The 22,068-nt window shown below is 62.4% G+C and carries 22 protein-coding genes; 15 read left to right on the forward strand and 7 right to left on the reverse strand.

The genetic code is table 11. The annotated features are described in order from the left end of the window. Positions 1-81: 81 nt before the first annotated feature. Entirely contained in the window at positions 82-720 is a 639-nt protein-coding gene (locus ASC85_RS02380; RefSeq protein ID WP_057448091.1) for a response regulator, read from the reverse strand. A 101-nt stretch (positions 721-821) separates the two neighbouring features. On the opposite strand from ASC85_RS02380, the gene ASC85_RS02385 reads away from it, so the two are divergent. The 5 genes from ASC85_RS02385 to ASC85_RS02405 all read left to right on the forward strand — a co-directional run bounded on the left by ASC85_RS02385 (position 822) and on the right by ASC85_RS02405 (position 7,352). Then, on the forward strand, positions 822-2,429 hold the full coding sequence (locus tag ASC85_RS02385; RefSeq protein ID WP_057448092.1) for an ATP-binding response regulator: 1,608 nt from the start codon (positions 822-824) through the stop codon (positions 2,427-2,429). Positions 2,430-2,629: 200 nt separating this feature from the next. Beyond that, complete coding sequence (locus ASC85_RS02390) at positions 2,630-4,684, forward strand: 2Fe-2S iron-sulfur cluster-binding protein (RefSeq protein WP_057448093.1); 2,055 nt, start codon at positions 2,630-2,632, stop codon at positions 4,682-4,684. Between the two features lie 135 nt (positions 4,685-4,819). After that, on the forward strand, positions 4,820-5,449 hold the full coding sequence (locus ASC85_RS02395) for a glutathione S-transferase family protein (protein ID WP_014338513.1): 630 nt from the start codon (positions 4,820-4,822) through the stop codon (positions 5,447-5,449). 77 nt (positions 5,450-5,526) lie between these two features. Next, positions 5,527-6,447, forward strand: coding sequence for a LysR family transcriptional regulator (locus ASC85_RS02400; protein WP_014338514.1), 921 nt, complete (start codon positions 5,527-5,529; stop codon positions 6,445-6,447). After that, complete coding sequence (locus ASC85_RS02405; protein WP_057448094.1) at positions 6,447-7,352, forward strand: LysR family transcriptional regulator; 906 nt, start codon at positions 6,447-6,449, stop codon at positions 7,350-7,352. The genes ASC85_RS02400 and ASC85_RS02405 overlap by 1 nt, the downstream gene beginning before the upstream one ends. Before the next feature lie 3 nt (positions 7,353-7,355). Here the strand turns inward: ASC85_RS02405 and ASC85_RS02410 are convergent, their stop codons facing one another. Continuing rightward, positions 7,356-8,279, reverse strand: a complete 924-nt coding sequence (locus ASC85_RS02410; protein ID WP_057448095.1) for an AraC family transcriptional regulator — start codon at positions 8,277-8,279, stop codon at positions 7,356-7,358. 110 nt (positions 8,280-8,389) lie between these two features. Between ASC85_RS02410 and ASC85_RS02415 the strand changes: the two genes are divergently transcribed. Continuing rightward, entirely contained in the window at positions 8,390-8,737 is a 348-nt protein-coding gene (locus ASC85_RS02415; RefSeq protein ID WP_057448096.1) for a carboxymuconolactone decarboxylase family protein, read from the forward strand. Between the two features lie 704 nt (positions 8,738-9,441). Beyond that, positions 9,442-9,666, forward strand: a complete 225-nt coding sequence (locus ASC85_RS02420) for a hypothetical protein (RefSeq protein ID WP_057448097.1) — start codon at positions 9,442-9,444, stop codon at positions 9,664-9,666. 164 nt (positions 9,667-9,830) lie between these two features. On the opposite strand, the gene ASC85_RS02425 is transcribed toward ASC85_RS02420, so the two are convergent. Further along, complete coding sequence (locus ASC85_RS02425; protein WP_057448098.1) at positions 9,831-10,229, reverse strand: VOC family protein; 399 nt, start codon at positions 10,227-10,229, stop codon at positions 9,831-9,833. A 91-nt stretch (positions 10,230-10,320) separates the two neighbouring features. Beyond that, positions 10,321-11,277 (reverse strand): DMT family transporter, encoded by a 957-nt coding sequence (locus ASC85_RS02430; protein ID WP_057448099.1) that lies wholly within the window; start codon positions 11,275-11,277, stop codon positions 10,321-10,323. A gap of 74 nt (positions 11,278-11,351) precedes the next feature. Here ASC85_RS02430 and ASC85_RS02435 point away from each other — a divergent pair, with 74 nt between their 5' ends. Next, a complete protein-coding gene (locus ASC85_RS02435; RefSeq protein WP_057448100.1) occupies positions 11,352-12,206 on the forward strand; it encodes a LysR family transcriptional regulator in 855 nt (284 codons plus the stop codon). Between the two features lie 185 nt (positions 12,207-12,391). Here ASC85_RS02435 and ASC85_RS02440 read toward each other — a convergent pair whose 3' ends face one another. Further along, on the reverse strand, positions 12,392-14,098 hold the full coding sequence (locus ASC85_RS02440) for an amidase (RefSeq protein ID WP_057448236.1): 1,707 nt from the start codon (positions 14,096-14,098) through the stop codon (positions 12,392-12,394). 245 nt (positions 14,099-14,343) lie between these two features. On the opposite strand from ASC85_RS02440, the gene ASC85_RS02445 reads away from it, so the two are divergent. From ASC85_RS02445 to ASC85_RS02475, 7 genes are read left to right on the forward strand one after another with little or no spacing between them, the layout of a single operon-like run. Beyond that, positions 14,344-15,021: a thermostable hemolysin gene (locus tag ASC85_RS02445; protein WP_057448101.1), complete on the forward strand. Its 678-nt coding sequence runs from the start codon at positions 14,344-14,346 to the stop codon at positions 15,019-15,021. Then, positions 15,011-16,492 (forward strand): AMP-binding protein, encoded by a 1,482-nt coding sequence (locus ASC85_RS02450; RefSeq protein WP_057448102.1) that lies wholly within the window; start codon positions 15,011-15,013, stop codon positions 16,490-16,492. Before ASC85_RS02445 ends, ASC85_RS02450 begins: the two co-directional genes overlap by 11 nt. Continuing rightward, positions 16,489-17,163: a TenA family transcriptional regulator gene (locus tag ASC85_RS02455; RefSeq protein WP_057448103.1), complete on the forward strand. Its 675-nt coding sequence runs from the start codon at positions 16,489-16,491 to the stop codon at positions 17,161-17,163. Before ASC85_RS02450 ends, ASC85_RS02455 begins: the two co-directional genes overlap by 4 nt. Continuing rightward, positions 17,150-17,959 carry an SDR family oxidoreductase gene (locus tag ASC85_RS02460; protein WP_057448104.1) on the forward strand — a complete coding sequence of 270 codons (810 nt, stop codon included), beginning with the start codon at positions 17,150-17,152 and terminating at the stop codon, positions 17,957-17,959. The genes ASC85_RS02455 and ASC85_RS02460 overlap by 14 nt, the downstream gene beginning before the upstream one ends. Then, positions 17,956-18,600 carry a tetratricopeptide repeat protein gene (locus ASC85_RS02465; protein ID WP_057448105.1) on the forward strand — a complete coding sequence of 215 codons (645 nt, stop codon included), beginning with the start codon at positions 17,956-17,958 and terminating at the stop codon, positions 18,598-18,600. Before ASC85_RS02460 ends, ASC85_RS02465 begins: the two co-directional genes overlap by 4 nt. 11 nt (positions 18,601-18,611) lie before the next feature. Then, positions 18,612-19,274, forward strand: coding sequence for a response regulator (locus tag ASC85_RS02470; RefSeq protein ID WP_003201124.1), 663 nt, complete (start codon positions 18,612-18,614; stop codon positions 19,272-19,274). After that, on the forward strand, positions 19,271-20,638 hold the full coding sequence (locus ASC85_RS02475; protein ID WP_057448106.1) for a sensor histidine kinase: 1,368 nt from the start codon (positions 19,271-19,273) through the stop codon (positions 20,636-20,638). The genes ASC85_RS02470 and ASC85_RS02475 overlap by 4 nt, the downstream gene beginning before the upstream one ends. A gap of 45 nt (positions 20,639-20,683) precedes the next feature. Here ASC85_RS02475 and ASC85_RS02480 read toward each other — a convergent pair whose 3' ends face one another. Both ASC85_RS02480 and ASC85_RS02485 read right to left on the reverse strand, forming a co-directional pair. Continuing rightward, a complete protein-coding gene (locus tag ASC85_RS02480) occupies positions 20,684-21,775 on the reverse strand; it encodes an ArsO family NAD(P)H-dependent flavin-containing monooxygenase (RefSeq protein ID WP_057448107.1) in 1,092 nt (363 codons plus the stop codon). A gap of 95 nt (positions 21,776-21,870) precedes the next feature. Next, positions 21,871-22,059, reverse strand: coding sequence for a YgaP family membrane protein (locus ASC85_RS02485; protein WP_057448108.1), 189 nt, complete (start codon positions 22,057-22,059; stop codon positions 21,871-21,873). Positions 22,060-22,068 lie beyond the last annotated feature (9 nt).

Genomic DNA, 22,068 nt, shown 5'->3' on the forward strand with positions numbered 1-22,068 from the left:
TATAGTACAAGTGTGCTATGGCCTCGGAGATGGGCAGGCAGGGAGGGTGATGCTCAATTAATATGCGCGGCCGTTATACATTTAATTGTCTTGTTTTCCCGGCCATCCACCATTGCCTGGGAAGTTGGAAAACTGCGCCGCAGCCGCCGCGCGGGTGGGCACACCCAGGGATTTGAGCAGGCTTGAGACATGGATGCGCACCGTGAACGGGGAAATACCCAAGTCCCGGGCTATCTCCTTGTTGGTCTTGCCGGCGGCAATCAAGCCAAGCACTTGCCGTTGGCGCGCGGTCAGTTGGGAAAGTGCATCGTCCAGGATCGCGTTTTCGGCTTGATACTTCACCACCACTTCGCCTTCGCGTATTGCCATGATGGCGTCGGCAATACCGGCGGGGTCGATATTCTTGCCGATGAATCCGTCGGCACCCAGCGCCATCACTTGGGAAATAACATCGACATCATCCACCATTGAAACCACAATGATCGAGGTGCGCTTGAACTCATTGCGCAACTGGCCGATGACTTGCAACGATTTGATCCCGGGAAAGCGCAAGTCGAGTATCAGGGAGTCCACTTCCATTCCGGAACGTGCCAGCGCCAATACTTCGTCCAGATTTCCAGCCTGTTCTATGGAGGCTGTCGGCATGAGTCGTTCAATGGTCCTCAGCATGCCTTCGCGAAACAAAGGATGGTCGTCTGCCACAATTACTCTGCACGTCATGCTTCAGATCCTTCTGACTCCAAGTCCACGCATCGTAACCTAAACTCCCCCCTCGGGTTTCAAGGTTGAAACAACTTTCATGTTGGAATAATCCTGTGAATATGACGGAAAAGAATAGCGAGCTTGATCAGGCGACGTTGAGATTGACAGTCGGGGCCTGTACTGCGCTCTACATCATTGTGGTGGCCTGTCTGGCCAGTGACTTCGAAACCTATGTACCGATCCTGTGGTACATGACCTTTTTCTTTGGCGCCGCTGTCCCGCTGCGCATGGCGATCAAGCGCTGGCCCGGGCACTTCTTCCTGCGTCGTCTCTTTGCCATGACCCTCGACTATGCAAGCCTCGCCTTCGCCATGATCGTGGGTGGGGAGGGCTTGCTACCGGTGTACGCTGCGCTGCTCTGGGTCACGTTGGGCAATGGCATGCGCTTCGGCTCGCGCTACCTGGCGCTGGCAACCGTTATCGCGCTGTCGACCCTGGTGGTGATTTTCCTGCTCACGCCGTTCTGGCGTGGCCAGCCCTACCTGTTCCTGATGCTGATCGTCACCACCATCGTGGTGCCCGCCTACGCGCATATTCTGCTGACCCGAACCCGCATCGCTTCGGAAGAGGCGATTGCCGCGAACCAGGAGAAGTCCCGCTTCCTGGCCCAGGCCAGCCATGACTTGCGCCAGCCGATTCACTCGATCGGCCTGTTCACCGCCTGCCTGCGCGATGCCCGGTTGGGCCAGGAAGAGTTGCGATTGGTGGACAACATCGACCGCTCGTTGCACATCGTGTCACAGCTGTTTCGTTCGATCCTGGACATCTACACCCTCGATAACGGGCAGCTTGAACCGCAGGCCGAACCCGTACACCTGGGCGCGTTGCTTCAAGATGTGGTCAAGCAGAACACCGAAGCCGCCCGCTGGGCCGGTGTCGAGTTGCGCCTGCGGCCTTGCCGGCACTGGGTCAATGTCAACGCCGGCCTGTTGGCGACCATGGTGCAGAACCTGATCTCCAACACGCTCAAATATGCCTCCGGCCAACCAGTGTTGATCGGCGTGCGGCCGAAAGGCAGTGGCCTGGCCATCGTCATCTATGACAAGGGCCGGGGCATTGCCGCCGAACACCTGCCCGAGGTGTTCAAGGAGTTCTATCGGGTGCGCCACGTTCGTGACAAGGACGTCGAGGGGCTGGGCCTGGGGTTGTCCATCGTCAAGCGAATCAGCCACCTGATCAATCTGGACATCCAGCTGGACTCCCGGCTCGGCAGGGGCACGCGCGCCATGATCCAGGGGCTGGAAACGGTCGCGCCAAGGACTATGGTGAACAGGCCAGTGTCCACCCATAGCCGTTTGCAAGGCTTGCGGGTGTGCCTGGTCGAGGATGACGCCAACGTGCTGATGGCGACATCCGCGCTATTGGAGAAGTGGGGGTGCGAAGTGGAAACCCACAGCGACGGGGTGGGCGTGACCAGTGACTGCGACATCATCATTGCCGACTTCGACCTGGGCACGAAGGTCTCCGGTTCCGAATGCATCGCCGCGATTCGCGAGCAACGGGGCTGGGAAGTCCCTGCCATGATCATGACCGGCCATGAAATCGAAAGAATCCGCCATGCGCTGCACCACATGAACATTTCGATCCTGGCCAAGCCTGTGCGACCGCCGGAGTTGCGGGCGACCTTGCTCGAGCTGACCAAGAACTTTGCCCGCGTCAGGACGTGATCGCCGTTCCGGGCCATTCCTCGTGCTTCCACCATTCCATTTTATGAAACGGTGGATTGCAGTTTGTGCGTATTCCTGCGCCGTCGCTTTGGGCAGAAGATGACTCCAGCCACTTGCACAGCCGTGCAAACGCTGGCGGAGAATCCCTAACCGTAGCGCACTGGCGCAGGCGTTCATGCTGCGAGCGCGAGGAGTAGCTGATGGACGAAGCCTTGCAAGCAAAAACCTCGCCCTGGCACGAAGGAGAGCTGGCCTTGCAGCGCTCCGTCGGGGCAGTCGACATGATGGCCGGTGTCGGTCAACGGCAACTGGCGCGCACCTGGATGCCGGACCAGCATCGGGAGTTCTACGCCCAACTGCCTTTCGTGGTGCTGGGGGCGGTGGATCGGCGAGGCGATGTCTGGGCGACCCTGCGCGCGGGGCAACCGGGCTTCATGAACTCGCCCGATCCGCAGACCCTGCACATCAACCTCGAGCCTGAGCCGAACGACCCGGCCCAGGAGGGCATGGGCGAGGGCGATGCGATCGGGATGCTGGGGATCGAGTTGCACACCCGCCGGCGCAACCGCATGAACGGTGTCGTGCGTCGTCAACTCGACCCGGGGCTCGAGATTTCAGTGAGCCAGGCGTATGGCAACTGCCCTCGCTACATCAACCTGCGCCAGTACCACCTTGTCGACGCGCAGGCCGTTGCGCCGCGTCAACTGACCGTGTCGGACCCGCTGGTGCGGCGCCTGGTGACGGCGGCCGATTCGTTCTATATCGCCACCTACGTGGTGCGCGATGGCGAGCGGCAGGTCGATGCTTCCCACCGTGGCGGCAAGCCGGGGTTTGTGCGCATGGACGAAGACGGATCGCTGACCATTCCGGACTTCTCCGGCAACCTGTTTTTCAACACGCTGGGCAACATCTTGCTCAACCCACGGGCCGGGCTGGTGTTCGTCGATTTCCAGACGGGCGATCTGCTGCAAATGAGCGGCTCGGCGCAAGTGCTGCTGGACGACCCCGAGATCAGCGCGTTCCAGGGCGCCGAGCGGCTGTTGCGCTTTACCCCGCAACGCATCGTGTATCGCCCGGCGGCCATTGCCCTGCGTTGGCAGGACCAGGACGAAGGCGACTCGCCCAATTCAATGATGACCGGCAGCTGGGAGCAGGCCGCCGAGCGCTTGCAGGCCGAGGCGTTGCGTAGCCGCTGGCGTGCATTGCGGGTCGCACGGGTGGTGGATGAGAGCCACAACATTCGCTCGTTCTACTTGCAGGCGAGCGATGGCTTGGGTTTGCCCCGGTTTGAAGCCGGGCAACATCTGCCGGTGAGGATCTTGCTGGAAGGACAGAACGCACCATCGATCCGGACCTACAGCGTATCCAGTGCGCCGTCGGATGATTTTTTGCGCATCAGCGTCAAGCGCGATGGCTCGGTGTCGTCTCACCTGCATGATCAGGTGCAGGCGCTGCACGAGCTTGAGGCGCGGGCGCCCCAGGGCCATTTCACCATCCAGGCCACCGAGCGGCGTCCGTTGGTCTTGCTGGCAGCGGGTGTGGGCATCACACCGTTGTTGTCGATGTTGCGCGAGGTGGTTTACCAGGGCCAACGCATCAGCCGCATGCGCCCGGTCTGGCTGGTGCAAAGCGCTCGTTCGGTAGCGGACCTGGCTTTCCGTGACGAGATCGACGAACTGGCCGCCCGTGCCGGCGACAAGCTGCAGGTTCTGCGCATGGTCAGCCAGCCACCCACTGATGGCGGGGGCGCTGAGGGTTATGACCTGACCGGCAGGATCGATGTGGAACTGCTCAAGAAGCTGCTGCCGCTCAACGACTACGATTTCTATTTGTGCGGGCCGGGCAGCTTTACCCAGGCGCTGTACGACGGGCTGCGCAAACTGCGCATCCCTGACGATCGCATCCACGCGGAAACCTTCGGACCCTCGACGCTTGTGCGGGATCTTGAAGTGAGCATGCCGGCGCCAGAGCAAGTGCCGGCCGCGAATGAAGCGGTGAAGGTCTTGTTCTCCAGTTCCGGCAAGGAGGCACGTTGGGAGCCGGGCAGTGGGACGTTGCTGGAGCTGGCCGAAGCGCGCGGCCTTAACCCGGAATTCAGTTGCCGTGGCGGTTCCTGCGGCACCTGCAAAACTCGCTTGAGCCGCGGCCAGGTGCATTACCTGAGCCAGCCGGCCGAACCGGTTGGCGAAGGTGAGGTGCTGATCTGTTGCGCGGTGCCGGCCCAGGGGAGCGAGCCGTTGGTGCTCGAGGTCTAGGCTGACCGCCTGACTGTTTCACCGGATGAAATGCTGGATTGTAGAAGCTGGTTATTCCGCTGTCCGGGAGAGGAGCAGAGGATAGCGCCATCGACGCGATCAGCGCTTCGAGCCCAAAACAACATGGAGTACGTCATGTCTGAGAACGCGATCAAACTTTATCGCCACCCGCTGTCGGGGCACGCCCATCGTGTCGAGCTGATGCTCTCGCTGCTTGGCCTGCCAACCGAGTTGATATTCGTGGACTTGATGAAAGGTGAGCACAAGACCCCGGAGTTCCTCGCCATCAACAGCTTTGGCCAGGTGCCGGTGATCGACGACAACGGCACCGTCCTGGCCGATTCGAACGCAATCCTGGTCTACCTCGCGGCCAAGTATGGCAAGGGGCAATGGCTGCCGACCGATCCGCTTGCCCAGGCGCGGGTGCAGCGCTGGCTGTCGGTGGCGGCGGGCCAGATCAACCAGGGGCCGGCCAACGCCCGGTTGATCACCGTGTTCGGCGCCGGCTATGACGCCGAAGACGCCATCAAGCGTTCCCATGCCCTGTTGAAGGTGATGGAGACGGAGTTGGGGCAGAGCCGATTCCTGGCCGGTGAGCAACCGACCATCGCAGACGTGGCCGCGTACACCTACGTGTCCCATGCGCCGGAAGGCAACGTCGCGCTGACCGACTACCCGAACGTCCGGGCCTGGCTGGGCAGCATCGAAGCCTTGCCGAATTTCGTCGGCATGCAACGTACCGCCAAGGGCTTGCAGCAAGCGTGATTCACACCGCAGGTGCTTGCCGGGGGCATTTTCCGGCAAGTACATTCAAGCCACGTGCCCTCAAGGCTGGATCGCCCATGGATCGCTTTCAGGAAATGCAGGTTTTCATGGCGGTGGCCGAGGAGGAAGGGTTCGCCGCTGCTGCCCGTCGACTGCGTATTTCACCGCCAAGCGTGACGCGCGCCATTGCGGCGATGGAGGAGCGGATTGGCACCCAGCTGTTGTCGCGCACTACCCGCAATGTGTACCTGACTGAAGCGGGGCAACGCTACCTGGAAGATTGCCGACGGATCCTGAGTGAGCTCGATGAAGCCGAGGAGGCCGCTGCCGGCAGTTATTCGATCCCCTGCGGGTATCTGACGGTCACCGCTCCGGTGCTGTTTGGCGAGCTGTACATCGCGCCTTTGCTGACGGATTACCTGGATCAATTTCCCTCGGTACACCTCAACGCCTTGTTGGTCGACCGCGTGGTGAACATCGCCGACGAAGGCATCGACGTGGCGATCCGCATCGGTCATTTGCAGGAAAACAATCAGCACGCGATCAAGGTGGGTGAAGTGCGCCAGGTGATTTGTGGCGCCCCGGCCTATTTCCAGCGACATGGACGACCAACCCATCCTGGCGAGTTGAGCAAGGCCAATATCGTGATGTCTTCGGCCAGTCATTTGCTGAGTCATTGGCAGTTCATGGACGAGGCCAATTCGCTGAGCCTGCGCTTTGATCCACGCCTGGTGGTGACCGCGAATCAGGCGGCGATCAACATCGCCTGCCAGGGTTGGGGCGTGACCCGGGTCTTGTCCTATCAAGTGGCCCGGCAGGTCGCCGACGGCGAACTTGAGGTGGTGCTCAAGGCGTTCGAGCCGCCAGCGTTGCCGATTCACGTGGTGTATCAGAAGAGCAATCGCGTGCCGGCCAAGGTGCGCACGTTCGTGGACTTCCTCGCTGATCGGTTGGGGGACGACGTCACGCTCAAGCCTGTCGTAAAAGGCATCGCCTGATGGCTCGCCACCATGAAATGCTGATGTTCCATGCGCTGTCGCAGTGCCCCAGTCTCGCCTCGGCAGCCCAGCGCCTCAACGTTTCCGGACCGACCGTGATGCGTGCCATCGCTCGGCTGGAGGCGCGACTGGGTGTGCAGTTACTGTCGCGCAGCACGCGTGGGGTCGTGCTGACTGAAGCCGGGGTCGGCTTCATGGCCGATTGTTCACGGATCCTCAAGGCGATTGACGAGGCCGAGGCGTCGGCCAAGGGGCGGCATGTCCAGGCCCAAGGCAACCTGACGATCCTGTTGCCCTTGCTGTTCAGCCGCTATGTCATGGCCCCGGTGCTGGCCGGCTACATGGATCAGTACCCCGAGATCAGGATATTCGCCCACTACCATGATCGTTTTCCGAACATGCATGAGGAAGGGCTGGATGTGGCGGTGCTGGTGGGGCATCTGCCCAATTGCTCATTGATCGCACGACCGGTCGGCAGCGTTCGTTCGCTCGTCTGCGCCAGTCCTGGCTACCTGGCGATTCATGGTGAGCCGGTTGTGCCGCAGGATCTGCACAATCATCGATTGATCGCCACGCAAGCCAACCAGGATTGGGTCCAGTGGCCTTTCCAGCAGCAGGCCAACGGCCTCAAGGCCCGCACGCGGCTCAGCTGCGCCACGCTGCAGGCGGCCATCGACGCGGCGGCTCATGGGGCTGGGTTGATGCGCTGCTTGAACTATCCGCTGTACGACTATCTGAACAGCGGGCGCTTGCGTCGGGTCCTGCAACCCTATGAGCCGCCCTCGATACCGGTTCATGTGGTCTACCGCGAAAGACGCAAGGCGCCGATGCGCGTGCGCAGCTTCGTGGATTACATCGTCGAGCACCTGCGCGAGCACCCGGCGCTGCGAGCGGATGCTTCTTGAGTATCAGCTCGCGCTTGGGCCCAGGATCCCGCGGCGTACGCGTCCTGGCGCCTCGCCGAAGACTTCCTTGAATTTCTTGCTGAACGCGGCCTGGGATTGGTAGCCGACCTGTACGGCAATATCGCTCAGCCCCAAGTGTGAGTGACTGAGCAGGCTGAAGGCTAATTCCATGCGTACTTGCGTCAACAGCACCCACGGCGAGACGCCGGCCACCTTGACGAATGCGCGCATGAAATTGGCCCGGGACATGCTCGCGATGTCCGCCAGGCCTTGGATGGTCCATTCGTGCGCCGGGTCTGCCAACATGGCCTGCCAGGCCCGGCCCAGACGCTTATCGCCGAGCAGGGCCAGCGAGCCGCTGTCCTGACCCTGGCTGGCCAGATGCGCACGCAGAATCAGGGTGAACAGCGCCTGTGACAGGGCATCGAGCAAGAAGCGCGCGCCGACCTTATCCCCCTCCGCTTCTGCGCGCATGACCGCCACCAGCGCCGGCAACGGCCCATTGGCCGGTAATGCGCCGCTGGGAATCACCAGGTATTCGGGCAAGGCACCGAACAGCAACGAAGCCCGGTTGAAGTGAAAGCCTCCGCAAAGCATGTCCAGCTCCGCGCTGGCGCCGCCAATGCGATGAATCGGCAAGGTGCCTCCGGTCACGACCCGGGGGGAGGTCGGCGTTACCGTTTTGCCAGGGCTGTGCATGACGTGAGGGGCACCGCGCGGCAACAGCAGGATGTCACCGGCACGCATGGGCAAGCGCTGCCCATCGGCAAACTCGACGCGGCATTCGCCGGCCAACACGATGTGATAGGGCGCTATGCCCAGGGCTTGCTGCCCGTGATCCAGGGCCCAATCGCCCTGGAACTGACAGCGCAGGTCCAGGCTGCCGCGCACGTTGGCCAGGCTGATGAGTTTATCGATCGCATTCATTTGAGCGTTTCGCCAAAAAACCTGAGCGCATTGAGCAAACCCGAGGGGCGCCAGGGTGAAAAACTGAGGGCGTCAAAACAGTACACCCAACCCACTCAGGAGTTAATGCCATGTTCAATAACTGGTCCGAATTGTTGCCCACCATTCAGAAAGCCTTTGGCGCGCTGGGCCGCAGCAACCCGAAAATGGTCAAGGCCTATATGGCGCTAGGAGAAGCCGCCAGCGAAAACAATGTACTCGATGCCAAGACCCGCGAGCTGATCTCGATCGCCATCGCCGTCACCACCCGCTGCGACGGCTGTATCGCCGCCCACACGGACGCGGCGATCAAGTCCGGCGCGAGTCGCGAGGAGGTCGCCGCGGCCCTGGCAACTGCGATTTCGTTGAATGCGGGGGCTGCCTATATCTACTCGCTGCGGTCGCTTGAGGCGTATGACATGCTGAAGGCGCCGGTGTGATTTGTATGGGGGGCATATCCGTTGCTGCGGTAATGGCGGCTGGCGGTTCCGCTCTTGCAGCGGGTCACTTTTGGAAGAGCCGGGAGCCGGACCAGCCAAAAATAACCAAAAACGCTCTGCCCCACCACTAGGCATCCATGCCGAGGTGCCCACTGCGCAATACCTGCATTCGGCCAGCGTGGTTAACGGGGCGCCCGAGATCAACGTCCACCGCGAGGCGGCCTAACAGCCGACCTGATTTAGGGTGATCGCGTTTCTCCTGTGGGAGCGGTGATGTTGGATGTGCCGGCCTCATCGCGAGCAAGCTCGCTCCCACAGGTTTTTGTGTTGTGCGCAGATGCTATGAACACCCGCAAACCCATGTGGGAGCGAGCCTGCTCGCGATAGCGGTGGTTCAGTTTGCAGTGATATTGTTGGCTGGTCCGGCTCCCGGCTCTTCCAAAAGCCCCCGCCGTAAGAGCGGAACCGCCAGCCGCCATTACCGCAACAACGGATATACACACCAAAAAAACACCCTCTCGGAACGAAATATCAAAACCTCGGTAAGCCTTTTTTGTTCAGTCAGCTGCGATTGTTTCAGATTACGCAATCAAGTCATGTAATTCCTGGGCATTCTCTAAAAACCGTCCGCCAGTGAAACTGATCCCAGAAGCGATTGACCGTTTCGGGTCGTCGCAGCGCTCTCCATTCACCGGGAGATTCCCATGATCGACACGACTTGCCCCGGCAACTTTCGGCCCGATACCTCCGTTGCGACTTACCAGGAGCACGAAAGCGGATTCCTGTTGCCCCAATTGATGGGCGCCTTGGCAAGCGAGTCCGCAGGTTTCGTTTCGAACGACCTGTGTCAGCAACGCGCCCACGGCACATTTCTGGCGAAGACTGGCGCCTTTGTGAGGCAGGTGCTGAAGCAAACGCCGATCGGCTGACGCAGAACCCGTGGCGAGGGAGCAAACAATGAAGCGTCGCTTCGAACGCACTTGAAAATGGGGATGAAAGAGGTCGCTTCTTTTCCGTTCAATGGGTTTGAATTCGCTGTTTATTCGTACGTTGGCTAGGCAGGAAACGAAAGCGGGCCATGCATTACGATCGACTAAGTCAACACCGGATCATGGCAGCAGACGCAAAGCTTGTTGCCATCGAGATCCCGAAAGTAGGCGCCGTAATAATCAGGGTGGTAGTGGGGTCTCAAGCCGGGTTCTCCCTCACACGTCCCGCCCAATGCCAGTGCTGTTGCGTAGCTGTTCCTCACGGCTTCCCGGCTGGGGGCAAGCAGAGCCACCATCTGTCCGTTGCCGGGTTCGTGCACCTTGCCGTCAAAGGGTTTTCCAATCACGAAGATCGGGCGCGGTGAATGTTCGGCAATCCAGCCAGCCCAGCCTTTGCGGGCGTCGCTAAATTTCAATGTCAGGCCCAGCCCGGCCATGACCTTTGAATAGAACCCGAAGGCGCGATCAAAATCGGCGATACCTAGAAAAACATGCGAGATCATGATGGCTACCGTTTTGCCTATGGGCGCGAGGAGTGTTTGAAATTCCTCCCTACGCTGCCACAGGAATCATCGCGCTGCCAAGTGCGGGCGCTTAGCGCTGCGGCTCAGACGCTCGGCGCCTGGCCTGCCGGGCTTCGGTGCCGACGACCAGCCAGATGCCAATCCCGGACACCGCCATGCCCGACACCATCTGCCATGAAAGCGGCTCGTTGAACATGGCCCAGGCCCAGAGCATCGTAATGGGCGGGCTGAGGTACAGGACGCTGGCGACCCGGGTGGCGGTCGCGCGGCGCAGGCACAGCCAGTAGAGCCCATAGCCGCCCATCGTCGACAGGCCCGCGGTCCACAAGACGCTCAGTGCAAAGCCTGCGCTGGGTATCGGGGCGAGGCTGCCATGGACGGCTTCGACCAGGGCGAAGGCCAGGCCCGAAACGCAGCATTGCAGCCATAGGTTAGGCAACAGGCCCAGTGATTGCGCGGGGGGTAGATATTTCTGCCACAAGGTTGCGACGGCGAGCGAGAGCATGCCAAGCAGCGGCAGGCCATAGGCCCACCAGGGCGCGTTGCCCCACGCCAGCGCGCCTTGGGTCACTAGCATGACGCCGAGCAGGCCGATGAGCAGCCCGGCCCAGACCTGCCAGGCCAGTCGTTGCCGGAGTACGCCCGCGGCCAACAGCGCCAGGCCCATCGGCAGCAGGTCGGCGACAAGCGCGGCCAGGCCCGCCGGCACACCCAGGGCAATGCCTTGGGTGATACCGGCCAGGTAGCCCGCCATCGCCAGAAGGCCGATGCCGGCATTTTTCAACAACACGACGGGCGAGGTTCGGCGCAGCGCTCTGGCGACGAAGGGCAACAGGACGAGCGTGACCACGACGCAACGCCAGAACACCACCAGCAATGCTGGCGCGTAATCAATGGAAAAACGTGCGCCGACGAAACCGGAGCTCCACGTCAGCAGCAACGCGGCCTCGAGTATTGGCAATGGAATCAGCCAGTGCCAGTCGGGCTTGGGCAGTGAAGGGCAGTTCATCGATTTGGTCGGGTTCATGACCACAGGCTACGAAACCCGCGTAATCTAATAAATCAAAATGTAATGCATCAGTCCTTCACGAAGATTGAATCATGACGGCCATACTCGATATCGACTTGATACGTACCTTTCATGCGGTGGCACGGATCGGCAAATTCAGTGCGGCGGCAGAACAGCTGCACAAAAGCCCGGCGGCGGTCAGCGTGCATATTCAGCGCCTGGAAGCGGTCGCTGGCGGGCGTTTGCTCAATCGGGACAATCAATCGGTATCCCTCACCGCGTTGGGCAAGCGTCTGCTCGTGGCGACGACGGAACTGCTGAGCACCCACGACCGGGTGCTGGCCGATCTGCACGGAACCCGGCTGGCGGGACGCATCACCTTGGGGGTGCCGGATGAATACGCCGAGCATGTCATCCGCGACATCCTCCCGACCTTCGCCGCCGAGTGGCCCAACGTGGTGTTGGAGCTCAAGACCGCGCCCAGCTACGCGCTACGTGACCTGGTCCAGCGCGGCAAGCTCCAGGCAGCGGTGGTTGCGCAGCCGAAGGGGCAGGCGAGTGCAGGCGGGCAAGTGCTGGTTTCCACCACGCCGGTCTGGGTCGGTCCGGCCCACGTGGCGATGGCCTCTATGGAGCCATTGCCGCTGGCGGTTCATGCGGCGCAATGCCCTTATCGGCAAGCGATGATGGAGGCCCTCAGGCAAAGCGGCCGCAGGACCCGAGTCGTCCTGGAAAGCCCCTCCAACCAGGCCGTCAAGGCGTGTGTGGAGGCAGGGTTGGCGGTCAGCCTGATAGACCGCGCGCGGGTGACGGACGCCATGCAGATCCTCGAAGGCCTGCCGGTTATTCAGGAGCATGAGGTGGTGTTCATGCGAGCGCAGGCGTCACACGGCGATGAGGCCGTGGACCTGCTTTCCCGTGCCATGCAACAGTATTTCCGATTATAGAGCCGGGGCAGGGGGCTGCTGCGTAACCCAGCCACGGTTGATCGTTCCCTCGCTCTGCGTGGGAACGCATCCCGTGACGCTCTGCGTCACCTTCCGGAAGCGGAACGCGGAGCGTCCCTGGCGGCGTTCCCACGCTGGAGCGTGGGAACGATAGACTTGCCGCCAAGACCAAACTCGCTAAACGATCAAGCCGACAGCGGCGGCGTCCGCGGCGGGATCAGGCGTTTTGAACCGATTGATTCAAACGCCGAAGCCAGTCGCAACAGCGTCGAATCATCATAGGCACGCCCAGCGAACGTCAGCCCGACGGGCATGCCGATGTCCGCCATGACGCCCATCGGCACAGTGACAGTCGGCACGCCCAGATGGCGGATGGCGAGGTTGCCATTGGCGACCCAGACCCCGTTGCTCCAGGCGATATCGGCAGACGCCGGGTTGATGTCCGCATCGGCCGGCCCGACGTCGGCGACGGTCGGGAAGATCACCGCGTCCAGGCCCAGCCGCGCCATCCAGTCTTCCAGGTCGATTCGACGCGTCTCTTCAAGCCCACGCAGGCCGTCGGGCAGGGTCGGGATCTGGTCCCACGGCGTGATGCCGCGCTGGGCCATCTTCACGTACTCATCCATGCCGGCGGCCAGATCATCCTCTCGGTTGGGCAGGGTGCCCGGGTCGTGGGGGAAGATCTTCGGTCCGTCGACGTCGGCCAGGCGATTCAACTTAGGATCACCGTTGGCCCGCAGGAAATCATCGAATGCCCAGGCCGACAGGTCCCACAACTCATGGTGCAGGAACTCTTTGGAAACCAGGCCGCGGGTGAAGACCGTGGGTGCGCCAGGACGATCACCCTCGCAGTTGGACACCAGGGGGAAATCCACCTCGACCACTTCGGCGCCACAGGCCTCAAGCGCCTTGCGCGCTTGCTCCCAGAGCTCGATCACCGAGGCGCGGGTGATGATTCGCTGCCCCGTCGGGCCGCCGATGCCGGGGGCCGGGGCCGTGCCTGCTTCAGGGTCGGCGTTGATGTACATCCGAGGAACGCCGAACCGAACGCCTGCCAGCGCACTTGGGTGGCTGGCAAGGCTCGGATACGAGGCCGGGCGAACCGAGTCGACGCTCGGAATCGGCACCCAGGGTTGCAGGCGCCACAGGTCGCCACGGGTGTCCAGGTCCTCGGCGACCACCACGTCCAGCACTTCGAGCAGGTCGGCCATGGTCCTGGCGTAGGGCACGACGACGTCCATCGTCGGCGTCAACGGCCAGTTGCCACGCACCGAGATCACGCCGCGCGACGGTGTATACGCGCACAAGCCATTGTTCGACGCCGGACCGCGTCCGCTCGACCAGGTTTCTTCCGCAAGGCCGAACGCCGCGAAACTGGCGGCGGTTGCCGTGCCCGCGCCGTTCGAAGAGCCCGAGGCAAAGGGAGCGGTGAGGTAGTCGCCGTTGTACGGGCTTTCGGCACGGCCATACACCCCGCGCTGCATGCCGCCGTTGGCCATGGGCGGCATGTTGGTCTTGCCCAGGCAGATCGCCCCGGCGGCGCGAAGCCGCTCGATGGTGAACGCATCGCGATAAGCAACCAGGTCCTTGAACGCCGGGCTGCCGGAAGCGGCAGTGAGCCCCTTGACCAGGTAACTGTCCTTGGCCGTATAGGGAATGCCGTCGAGCGGCCCCAGGGTCTGGCCGCTCGCCCGACGGGCATCGGAGGCCTGGGCCTCTTTCAACGCATCGGGGTTGCGCACCACCACCGCGTTGAGGGCTGTGGACGTATCGGGACCGTCGTAGGCATCGATCCTGGCGAGGTAGGCCTGGACAAGCGCTACCGCCGTTGTCTGGCCCGACTCCAGCGCAGCGCGCAATTGGGCAATGGAGGCTTCGGTGATTTCGATCATGCTGTTAGCGCCGCGGCAGAGGGATGGCGGGGTGTTCGGGTCCATTGAAGTTGCTCCTGAGACTTCAGGTCATCTCAAAGTGGATATTTATCGGACTTGCGCACTGTACTACGGAATCGCGATCAGGGGCAGTTCAGGTTTGACCGGACTGTCTCTCGAACGAGGCAAAAATTTTCCACCTTCAGACTTCGTTAAGAAACGGCCTCGATACTTTCTCTCAATAGCCCGAGGGAGAACGTTGACCCATGCCCGATTTTGACTGGAACATCCACCTGCCGCTGGCCTTTGGCGACGCCGACCCGCCGGTTCGCCACTTGCACCGGGCTTTGCCGGGACAACCTCGGCGAGCTGAGTTCGAAGCGTTCATCCAGCAGCGTTTTCGCCAGGTCCACGGTGCCGATATCCGTCACTTCATGCCGGAGCTGTTCGGGCTCGACGATGTCCACGGCACGCTCTGCGCAGCCGCCGGCGTGCGCCGCGCCGCACAGGGGCCGCTGTTCCTCGAACATTATCTGGACAGCCCCATCGAGCCCTTGATCAGTGCCGCTGCCGACCGTCCGGTGGACCGCGCCGGCATCGTCGAGGTTGGCAACCTGGCCGCCAGCGACACGGGCAGCGCCCGACTGAGCATCATCGCGATCACTTATCTGTTGGCCATGGGCGGCCTGGAGTGGGTTGCGTTCACTGGCAACATCGGCCTGGTCAACAGCTTCCATCGCCTGGGCCTCAAGCCTGTGACGCTGTGCCCGGCCGACCCGCAGCGCCTCGGCGAGGACCGTCATCTCTGGGGCCGCTACTACGAGAGCCAGCCGTGGGTTCATGTCGGGAACATCCGCGCCGGTTTCATTCATCTGCGCAATACCGGCCTGTTCAATCGCCTGGGACTGCCGACGGACCTCGGAGAAACCAGCCATGTCGCCTGAAATGGAACGCTTCAAGCGCACCCTGCGCGGTCATGCCGAGCGCAGGGGCCATGCGGTGGCACTGTGGGGCGATGGCTCGCAGCTCGACTACGCGACACTTTATTCCGAAGTGGTGTACCGCCAGCAACGCCTGCGCGATGAGCACATCAGCGTTGTCGCCCTGGCCCTGGACAATGGCATCGAAGCGATGCTCTGGGACCTTGCCGCACTGTTCGAAGGGCTGACCTGCGTCATCCTGCCCGGTTTTTTCAGCCAGGCTCAACGTCGGCACTGCCTGGAACAGAGCCAGGCCGAGCGAGTGATTGCCGAGCCCGCGTTCGAGGCGGAACTGCAAGCTGCCGGATACCAGCACAGTGGCGAATTCTGGCGACGGCACTTCGACGGACCGAGCCGTCTGCCGGCAGGCACCGCCAAGCTGACGTTCACCTCCGGCACCACCGGCACGCCCAAAGGCGTCTGCCTGAGCGCCGACAGCTTGTTGCGGGTGGCCCGTGAACTGGAGCAGGCCAGCCAACCGGTCGAGGCCAGGCATCACCTGGCGTTACTGCCCCTGGCGATTCTGCTGGAAAACCTTGGCTGCTACGCGGCGTTGTATGCCGGAGCCATGCTGAGCCTGCCCAGCCAGAAGACCCTCGGCATCCAGGGCGCCAGCGGGGTTGACCCGACGCGGCTGTTGGGATGCCTGGCCGAGCGTCGGGCGCACAGCCTGATCCTGGTTCCGCAGTTGCTATTGATGTTGGTCACGGCTGCCGAACAGAAGATGTTCAACCCGCACATCGTGCGCTTCGCCGCCGTTGGCGGGGCACGGGTGTCCCACGATTTGTTGCAACGGGCCCAGCGGGTTGGCCTGCCGGTGTTTGAAGGTTATGGGCTGTCGGAGTGCGCCTCGGTGGTCTGCCTTAACCGGCCACAGGCTCATCGTGCCGGCAGTGTCGGCCAGCCGCTGCCCCATGTGGAGATCCGCTTGGCCGATGACGGCGAAGTCCTGATCAAGGGCTCGACGCTGCTCGGTTACCTGGGTGAGCCTCCGCGCGCCAGCGAATGGTGGCCCAGCGGCGACCTGGGTGAATTCGACGAAGACGGTTTCCTTTACCTGCGCGGGCGCAAGAAGCACCAGTTCGTGACCAGTTTCGGTCGCAACGTGAACCCCGAATGGGTTGAAGCCGAACTCACCCAGGGCGGTGACATTGCCCAGGCCTTCGTTTATGGCGAAGCCATGCCGCACAACCATGCACTGCTCTGGCCCGCCCGCGCCAACTGTACCGATCAAGCGTTGGAACTGGCCGTGGCCAAGGCCAACGACACGTTGCCCGATTACGCACGGGTCCATCGCTGGACGCGCCTGGACCAACCCTTCAGCGCTGCCAACGGCATGCTCACCGCTAATGGCCGGCCACGCCGGGAGGCCATCGTCGAGCATTACCGTGCGCAGCTCACTTCATCTGTCTTGTCCGAGGAATCCCCATCATGAGTTTTTTTGACACGTTGCAAGAAGCCACCCAGCAAGAACGCCAGACCCTGTTCAATCTGCCGATCATTCGTGACGCCCTCGACGGCCAGGTCAGCCTGGCCAGTTACCGGGGCTTCCTGATCCAAGCGTATTACCACGTGCGCCACACCGTACCGTTGATGATGGCTTGCGGGGCGCGTCTGCCAACGCACCTGGAATGGCTGCGCAAGGCGGTGTGCGAATACATCGACGAAGAGTACGGCCACGAGCAATGGGTGCTGGATGACATTGCCGTGTGCGGTGGCGATAAGGAAGCGGTGCGCAACGGCCAGCCGTCGTTGCCCATCGAGCTGATGGTCAGCTACCTCTATGACTTGATCGCCCGAGGCAACCCGGTCGGCCTGTTCGGCATGGTCAATGTGCTGGAGGGCACCAGTATCGCCCTGGCGACCCATGCCGCCGACAGCATCCGCGAGCGCCTGGAGTTGCCGCCCACGGCGTTCAGCTACCTCAGCTCCCATGGATCGCTCGACATCGGGCATATGCAGACCTATCGCGGCTTGATGAACCGGCTGGACGATCCGGCGGACCAGGCTGCGGTGATCCATGCCTCCAAGGTGGTGTACCGGTTGTACACCGACATGTTCCGCGGCCTGCCGCGCGACGGGGAGCATCAACATGCGCTTGTGTGATGCGCGTGTCGTACTGACCGGCGCCAGCGGCGGAATCGGTCAGGCCATCGCCGCCGCCCTGTGCGCCAGTGGTGCGCGGGTGCTGGCCGTGGCCAGGCATCGCGAAGCCTTGCAGCCGTTGCTGGAGCAGTATCCGCAGCAATTGAGCTGGGTCGAAGCCGACCTGACCTTCCTCGCCGACCGGCGCAAAGTGCTGGTCGCCGCCGAGGCCCAGGGCGGCATCAACCTGCTGATCAATGCCGCCGGCGTGAACCACTTCGCCATGCTCGAACAACTCGACGACAGCGAGATCAACGCCATGCTGGCGCTGAACATCAGCGCGCCGATCTGCCTGACCAAACTGCTCTTGCCACTGCTCAAGCAGGCTGACAGCGCGATGGTGGTCAACGTCGGCTCGACCTATGGCTCGATCGGCTACCCGGGCTATGCCAGCTACTGCGCCAGCAAGTTTGCCTTGCGCGGTTTTTCCGAAGCCTTGCGCCGGGAGTTGGCCGATACCCGTGTCGGGGTGCTCTACGTAGCGCCCCGGGCTACCCGTACCTCGATGAACAGCCCGGCGGCCGATGCGCTCAACCAAGCCCTCAAGGCCAACGTCGACGACCCGAAAACCGTGGCGGCGGCGGTGATCCACGCGATTATCGGCGACCGACGCGAGTTGTATCTGGGCTGGCCCGAACGCTTTTTTGTCGGCCTCAACAGCCTGCTGCCCAACCTGGTGGACCGTGGCCTGCGCAAGCAGTTGCCACTGGTGCGCCGCCTCAGTCACAAACCTGAAAACGAGCACCTCAAGCCATGAAAAAAATCCTCGCTTGCCTATTGATCGGCACCCTGAGCCAAAGCGTCTGGGCCTTGGAAGCGGCCGACCAGCAACGTCTCAGCGACATCCAGCAGAGCTGGGCCCACATTCAATATGAAGTGCCCGAAGGCCAACGCGCCGATGCGTTCGAAAAACTCGCCGTCCAGGCATCGGCGTTCAAGCAGGAGCGCCAATCGGTGGCCGAAGCGTGGATCTGGTCCGGCATCGTCAACAGCAGTTGGGCCGGTGCCAAGGGTGGGATCGGTGCGCTGGGCAAGGTCAAGGATGCCAAGGGTGACCTGGAAAAAGCCCTGACCCTGGACCCCAAGGCCCTGCAAGGCTCGGCCTACACCAGCCTCGGCGCACTCTACGACCGGGTGCCGGGCTGGCCCCTGGGTTTCGGTGACTCGGACAAGGCCGAGCAATTGCTCCAACAGGCGTTGCAACTCAACCCGAACGGCATCGACAGCCTGTACTTTTGGGGCGATCACCTCTACCGTCAGAAGCGCTATAGCGAAGCCAAGGCAGCGTTGCAAAAAGCCTTGCAGGCAGCACCGCGGCCAGGTCGGGAAACGGCCGATGCCGGGCGCCGCAAGGAGATCGACGCTTTACTGGTGGATGTGAACAAGCAACTGAACTGACAGGAGCGTATGTGCGTTTATTACTGATCGAGGATGACGTGGCCTTGGGCGAGGGCATCCATCAGGCCCTGAGTCGCGAAGGCTATACCGTCGACTGGGTGCAGGACGGCAGCAGCGCCTTGCATTCGTTGCTCAGTGAAACCTTCGACCTGGCGGTGCTTGACCTGGGCCTGCCACGCATGGACGGCCTGCAAGTATTGCGGCGCTTGCGTGACAGTGGCTCCAACCTGCCGGTGCTGATCCTCACCGCCCGCGACGCCACCGAGGATCGCATCGCCGGGTTGGACGCCGGGGCCGATGATTATCTGGTCAAGCCCTTCGATCTGGCGGAACTCAAGGCCCGGCTACGGGCCTTGTTGCGCCGCAGCGCCGGCCGCGCCCAGGCGTTGATCGAACATGCCGGCATCAGCCTGAACCCCGGCACCCAGCAAGTCAGTTACCAGGGCAAGCCGGTGGCCCTGACCCCCAAGGAATATCAGCTGCTCCACGAACTGCTCTCGCCGCCGGGCCGGGTCATGACTCGCGATCATCTGATGCAGTTGCTCTACGGCTGGAGCGAGGAGGCCGAGAGCAACACCCTGGAAGTGCACATCCATCACCTGCGCAAGAAATTCTCCACCGACCTGATCCGCACCATTCGTGGTGTCGGTTACCTGGTGGAGGAGCGTCGATGAGTTCGATCCGGCGTCGTACCCTCACGTTGATCCTCGGCCTGCTGTTCCTGGGCCTGTTGATCATCACCGTGTTCAACCTGCATGACAGCAACCACGAAATCGCCGAGGTCTACGATGCCCAGTTGGCGCAGAATGCCCGGCTGTTGCAGGGCGTGATGCGCATGCCGATGGCGAGCAAGGAACACGCCGAGCTGTATCAGGCGTTCAATTCGGCGCTGGGGCAGGCGGTTCCCAGGGTCAATGGCCATCCTTATGAGAGCAAGATTGCTTTTCAAGTCTGGAATTCACAAGGTTCGGTGCTGGTTCATACCTCCAGCGCACCGTCGTTCACCTCACCGCCTGGCGCGCCGGGCTTCAGTGACATCGTGGACCGGAACAACCGTAAGTGGCGGGCGTTCGTCCTGGACGACGCGCAATACGGTTTGAAGATCTGGGTGGGGGAGCGTGACGACGTGCGTGCCGACCTGGTCGACCGCATTGTTCGTCACACTGTCGTGCCCAACCTGATCGGCAGCGTGGTGCTTGCCGCAGTGATCTGGCTGGCCATCGGCTGGGGCCTCAAGCCCTTGGTCGATATGGCGGCGAAGTTGCGCGCCAGGCACCCCGGCTCACTGGAACCCCTGCAAATGATGCCGCTCCCTACGGAGCTTGAGCCCATGCAGGCGGCCCTCAACCGCGTCTTGGCGCAGATCCAGGAGGTGATGGGCCGTGAGCGGCGTTTCATTGCCGACGCCGCCCATGAAATGCGTACGCCGTTGGCTGTGCTGCGGGTGCATGCACAGAACCTGATGGAGGCGGGAAGCGAGCAAAGCCGTCGCGAGTCCCTGGAACACCTGATCGCTGGCGTCGATCGCACCACGCGTTTGGTCAATCAACTGCTCACCATGGCGCGGCTCGAACCGCAGGCAGGTGTTCCGACGCCTGCGGTCATCGACCTGCCCGCCACGGTTCGTGCGAGCCTGGTTCAACTGACGCCCTGGTTATTGAGCAAGGGGCTCGAGCCGGTGCTGGACGTCAGCGATGACATCGGCCCGGTTCGAATCGACCCGGTGGCCATCGACATCGCCTTGAACAACCTGGTGACCAACGCGGCCAATTTTTCGCCGGCCAACGGCACGATCACCGTCCGCCTGGCCAGGAAGGGCGATCACTACGAGCTGTCAGTCGAAGACCAGGGGCCGGGTATCGACGAGACCGAGCGTGAGCGGCTCTTCGAACGGTTCTACAGCCGCGGCAATGACCAGGGGGCGGGGTTGGGCCTGACGATCGTGCGCACCATCGCGGATCGTCTGGGAGGGCGCATACGCTTGGAGAATCGCACCGAGGGTGGGCTGTGCGCGACCTTGGAAATAGGGCGCTTCTAAGCGGTTTCCCGACACCATGACAGGTGGCCGGCCCCATGCGGTGCTTCAAGCAGGCGCATCGGCCGTGGATTGTCCGGCGAGAAAGGCAACTATCTCGTCGACCGTGCTGCGTGCCGTGCGTGTAACGCCGATCAGGGTGGCGGAAGCCGACCCCGTCCACTCGCCGTAGCCGACCAGCCACAGCCTGGGCTCTTGTATCGCGCGAGTGCCCTCGACCTCCACGCGGCCGTCGTTGTTGAGCACCCCCAGCGCATCCAGGTGCCGCAGGGCGGGCCTGAATCCGGTGCACCAGATCACCACGTCCACCGCTGATTCGCGGCCGTCGGCCCAGATCACGCCGTTGCGGGTAAAGCGCTCGAAAGGCCTGACGGCCTGAAGGACGTTGCGTTCACGGGCCTCGACCACCGGCGGCACCATGACGATGTCGCCCAACCCTCCCACGGGTTGGTCGATGACGCGACCTTCCTGCTGGGCCTTCCAGCGTTCGGTGGCACGCTCGAACAACACCCGCCCATCGACCTCGTCAGGAAGGAACAGCGGTTCGACGGGAGTGACCCAAGTGGTCTCGGCGACTTTCGACACCTCGGCCAGAATCTGCGCCCCTGAATTGCCGCCGCCCACCACCAGGACTTTCTTGCCGGCGAACGGGGACGCCTCGACATAGTCCGCCGAATGCAATTGCTGGCCGGCGAACAAGGCCGCATCAGGGTAGCGAGGGAGGTAGGGGTTGCTCCAGGTGCCCGTTGCGCTGACCACCACCCGGGCGTCCCAGTGCCTGTTCGGGGCGTGTACGCGCAAGCCCGTTTTGGTGGGTTCCACGCGGGTGACCTGTACCGGCCGCACCACGGGGAGTCGATAGCGCTGTTCGTACTGCTTGAGGTAGTCGATCACGTGGTCTCGTGACGGATAGCCATTTTGTGTGGGCGGCATCATCCAGCCGGGGATCGAACTCCAGGTCGCCGGGGAGAACAGTCGCAACGAGTTCCAGCCATGGCGCCAGGCGCCACCGGGTTCTTCCTGGGCGTCGAGGATGACGTACGACAGAGGCGTGCGCCGCAGGAAATAGGCCACCGCCAAGGCCGCCTGGCCGCCACCGATGATGACAACATCATACGTATCGGGCTGTGGGCAGGGCATGGCGGTGACTCCTTGGGTCGAGGGAGTCTGTTGCAAGACTCCAAGGCGGGCTTGCAAGGTCAATGGCCGTTCCAGGAGAAGGGCCGTTGCGCGTCTCAGCAACGTTTGCAGGTCTTGATGCCCAACAACGAATAGAGCGGGCAGAAGCGAAAGATACCGGTGGCCAATGGCACCAGGCCGATCCAGCCCCAGGCGCCGATCAAGCCCGTCAGGCTCAGGATGATGAGGACAAGCCCCGCGGCAATACGTGCGCCCCGGTCAATGGTTCCAATGTTGGCTTTCATGACAATCTC

The sequence above is a fragment of the Pseudomonas sp. Root401 genome (assembly GCF_001425105.1).
GTDB lineage: Bacteria > Pseudomonadota > Gammaproteobacteria > Pseudomonadales > Pseudomonadaceae > Aquipseudomonas > Aquipseudomonas brassicacearum.

Excerpts from the sequence above, each read along its gene's own strand:
- ASC85_RS02430 (WP_057448099.1), bottom strand. The coding sequence starts at position 11,277 with ATGAACCCGACCAAATCGATGAACTGCCCTTCACTGCCCAAGCCCGAC.
- ASC85_RS02480 (WP_057448107.1), bottom strand. The coding sequence starts at position 21,775 with ATGCCCTGCCCACAGCCCGATACGTATGATGTTGTCATCATCGGTGGC.
- ASC85_RS02435 (WP_057448100.1), top strand. The coding sequence starts at position 11,352 with ATGACGGCCATACTCGATATCGACTTGATACGTACCTTTCATGCGGTG.
- ASC85_RS02410 (WP_057448095.1), bottom strand. The coding sequence starts at position 8,279 with ATGAATGCGATCGATAAACTCATCAGCCTGGCCAACGTGCGCGGCAGC.
- ASC85_RS02485 (WP_057448108.1), bottom strand. The coding sequence starts at position 22,059 with ATGAAAGCCAACATTGGAACCATTGACCGGGGCGCACGTATTGCCGCG.
- ASC85_RS02455 (WP_057448103.1), top strand. The coding sequence starts at position 16,489 with ATGAGTTTTTTTGACACGTTGCAAGAAGCCACCCAGCAAGAACGCCAG.
- ASC85_RS02395 (WP_014338513.1), top strand. The coding sequence starts at position 4,820 with ATGTCTGAGAACGCGATCAAACTTTATCGCCACCCGCTGTCGGGGCAC.
- ASC85_RS02420 (WP_057448097.1), top strand. The coding sequence starts at position 9,442 with ATGATCGACACGACTTGCCCCGGCAACTTTCGGCCCGATACCTCCGTT.
- ASC85_RS02380 (WP_057448091.1), bottom strand. The coding sequence starts at position 720 with ATGACGTGCAGAGTAATTGTGGCAGACGACCATCCTTTGTTTCGCGAA.
- ASC85_RS02440 (WP_057448236.1), bottom strand. The coding sequence starts at position 14,098 with ATGATCGAAATCACCGAAGCCTCCATTGCCCAATTGCGCGCTGCGCTG.
- ASC85_RS02460 (WP_057448104.1), top strand. The coding sequence starts at position 17,150 with ATGCGCTTGTGTGATGCGCGTGTCGTACTGACCGGCGCCAGCGGCGGA.
- ASC85_RS02425 (WP_057448098.1), bottom strand. The coding sequence starts at position 10,229 with ATGATCTCGCATGTTTTTCTAGGTATCGCCGATTTTGATCGCGCCTTC.
- ASC85_RS02415 (WP_057448096.1), top strand. The coding sequence starts at position 8,390 with ATGTTCAATAACTGGTCCGAATTGTTGCCCACCATTCAGAAAGCCTTT.
- ASC85_RS02400 (WP_014338514.1), top strand. The coding sequence starts at position 5,527 with ATGGATCGCTTTCAGGAAATGCAGGTTTTCATGGCGGTGGCCGAGGAG.
- ASC85_RS02385 (WP_057448092.1), top strand. The coding sequence starts at position 822 with ATGACGGAAAAGAATAGCGAGCTTGATCAGGCGACGTTGAGATTGACA.
- ASC85_RS02445 (WP_057448101.1), top strand. The coding sequence starts at position 14,344 with ATGCCCGATTTTGACTGGAACATCCACCTGCCGCTGGCCTTTGGCGAC.
- ASC85_RS02465 (WP_057448105.1), top strand. The coding sequence starts at position 17,956 with ATGAAAAAAATCCTCGCTTGCCTATTGATCGGCACCCTGAGCCAAAGC.
- ASC85_RS02475 (WP_057448106.1), top strand. The coding sequence starts at position 19,271 with ATGAGTTCGATCCGGCGTCGTACCCTCACGTTGATCCTCGGCCTGCTG.
- ASC85_RS02405 (WP_057448094.1), top strand. The coding sequence starts at position 6,447 with ATGGCTCGCCACCATGAAATGCTGATGTTCCATGCGCTGTCGCAGTGC.
- ASC85_RS02390 (WP_057448093.1), top strand. The coding sequence starts at position 2,630 with ATGGACGAAGCCTTGCAAGCAAAAACCTCGCCCTGGCACGAAGGAGAG.
- ASC85_RS02450 (WP_057448102.1), top strand. The coding sequence starts at position 15,011 with ATGTCGCCTGAAATGGAACGCTTCAAGCGCACCCTGCGCGGTCATGCC.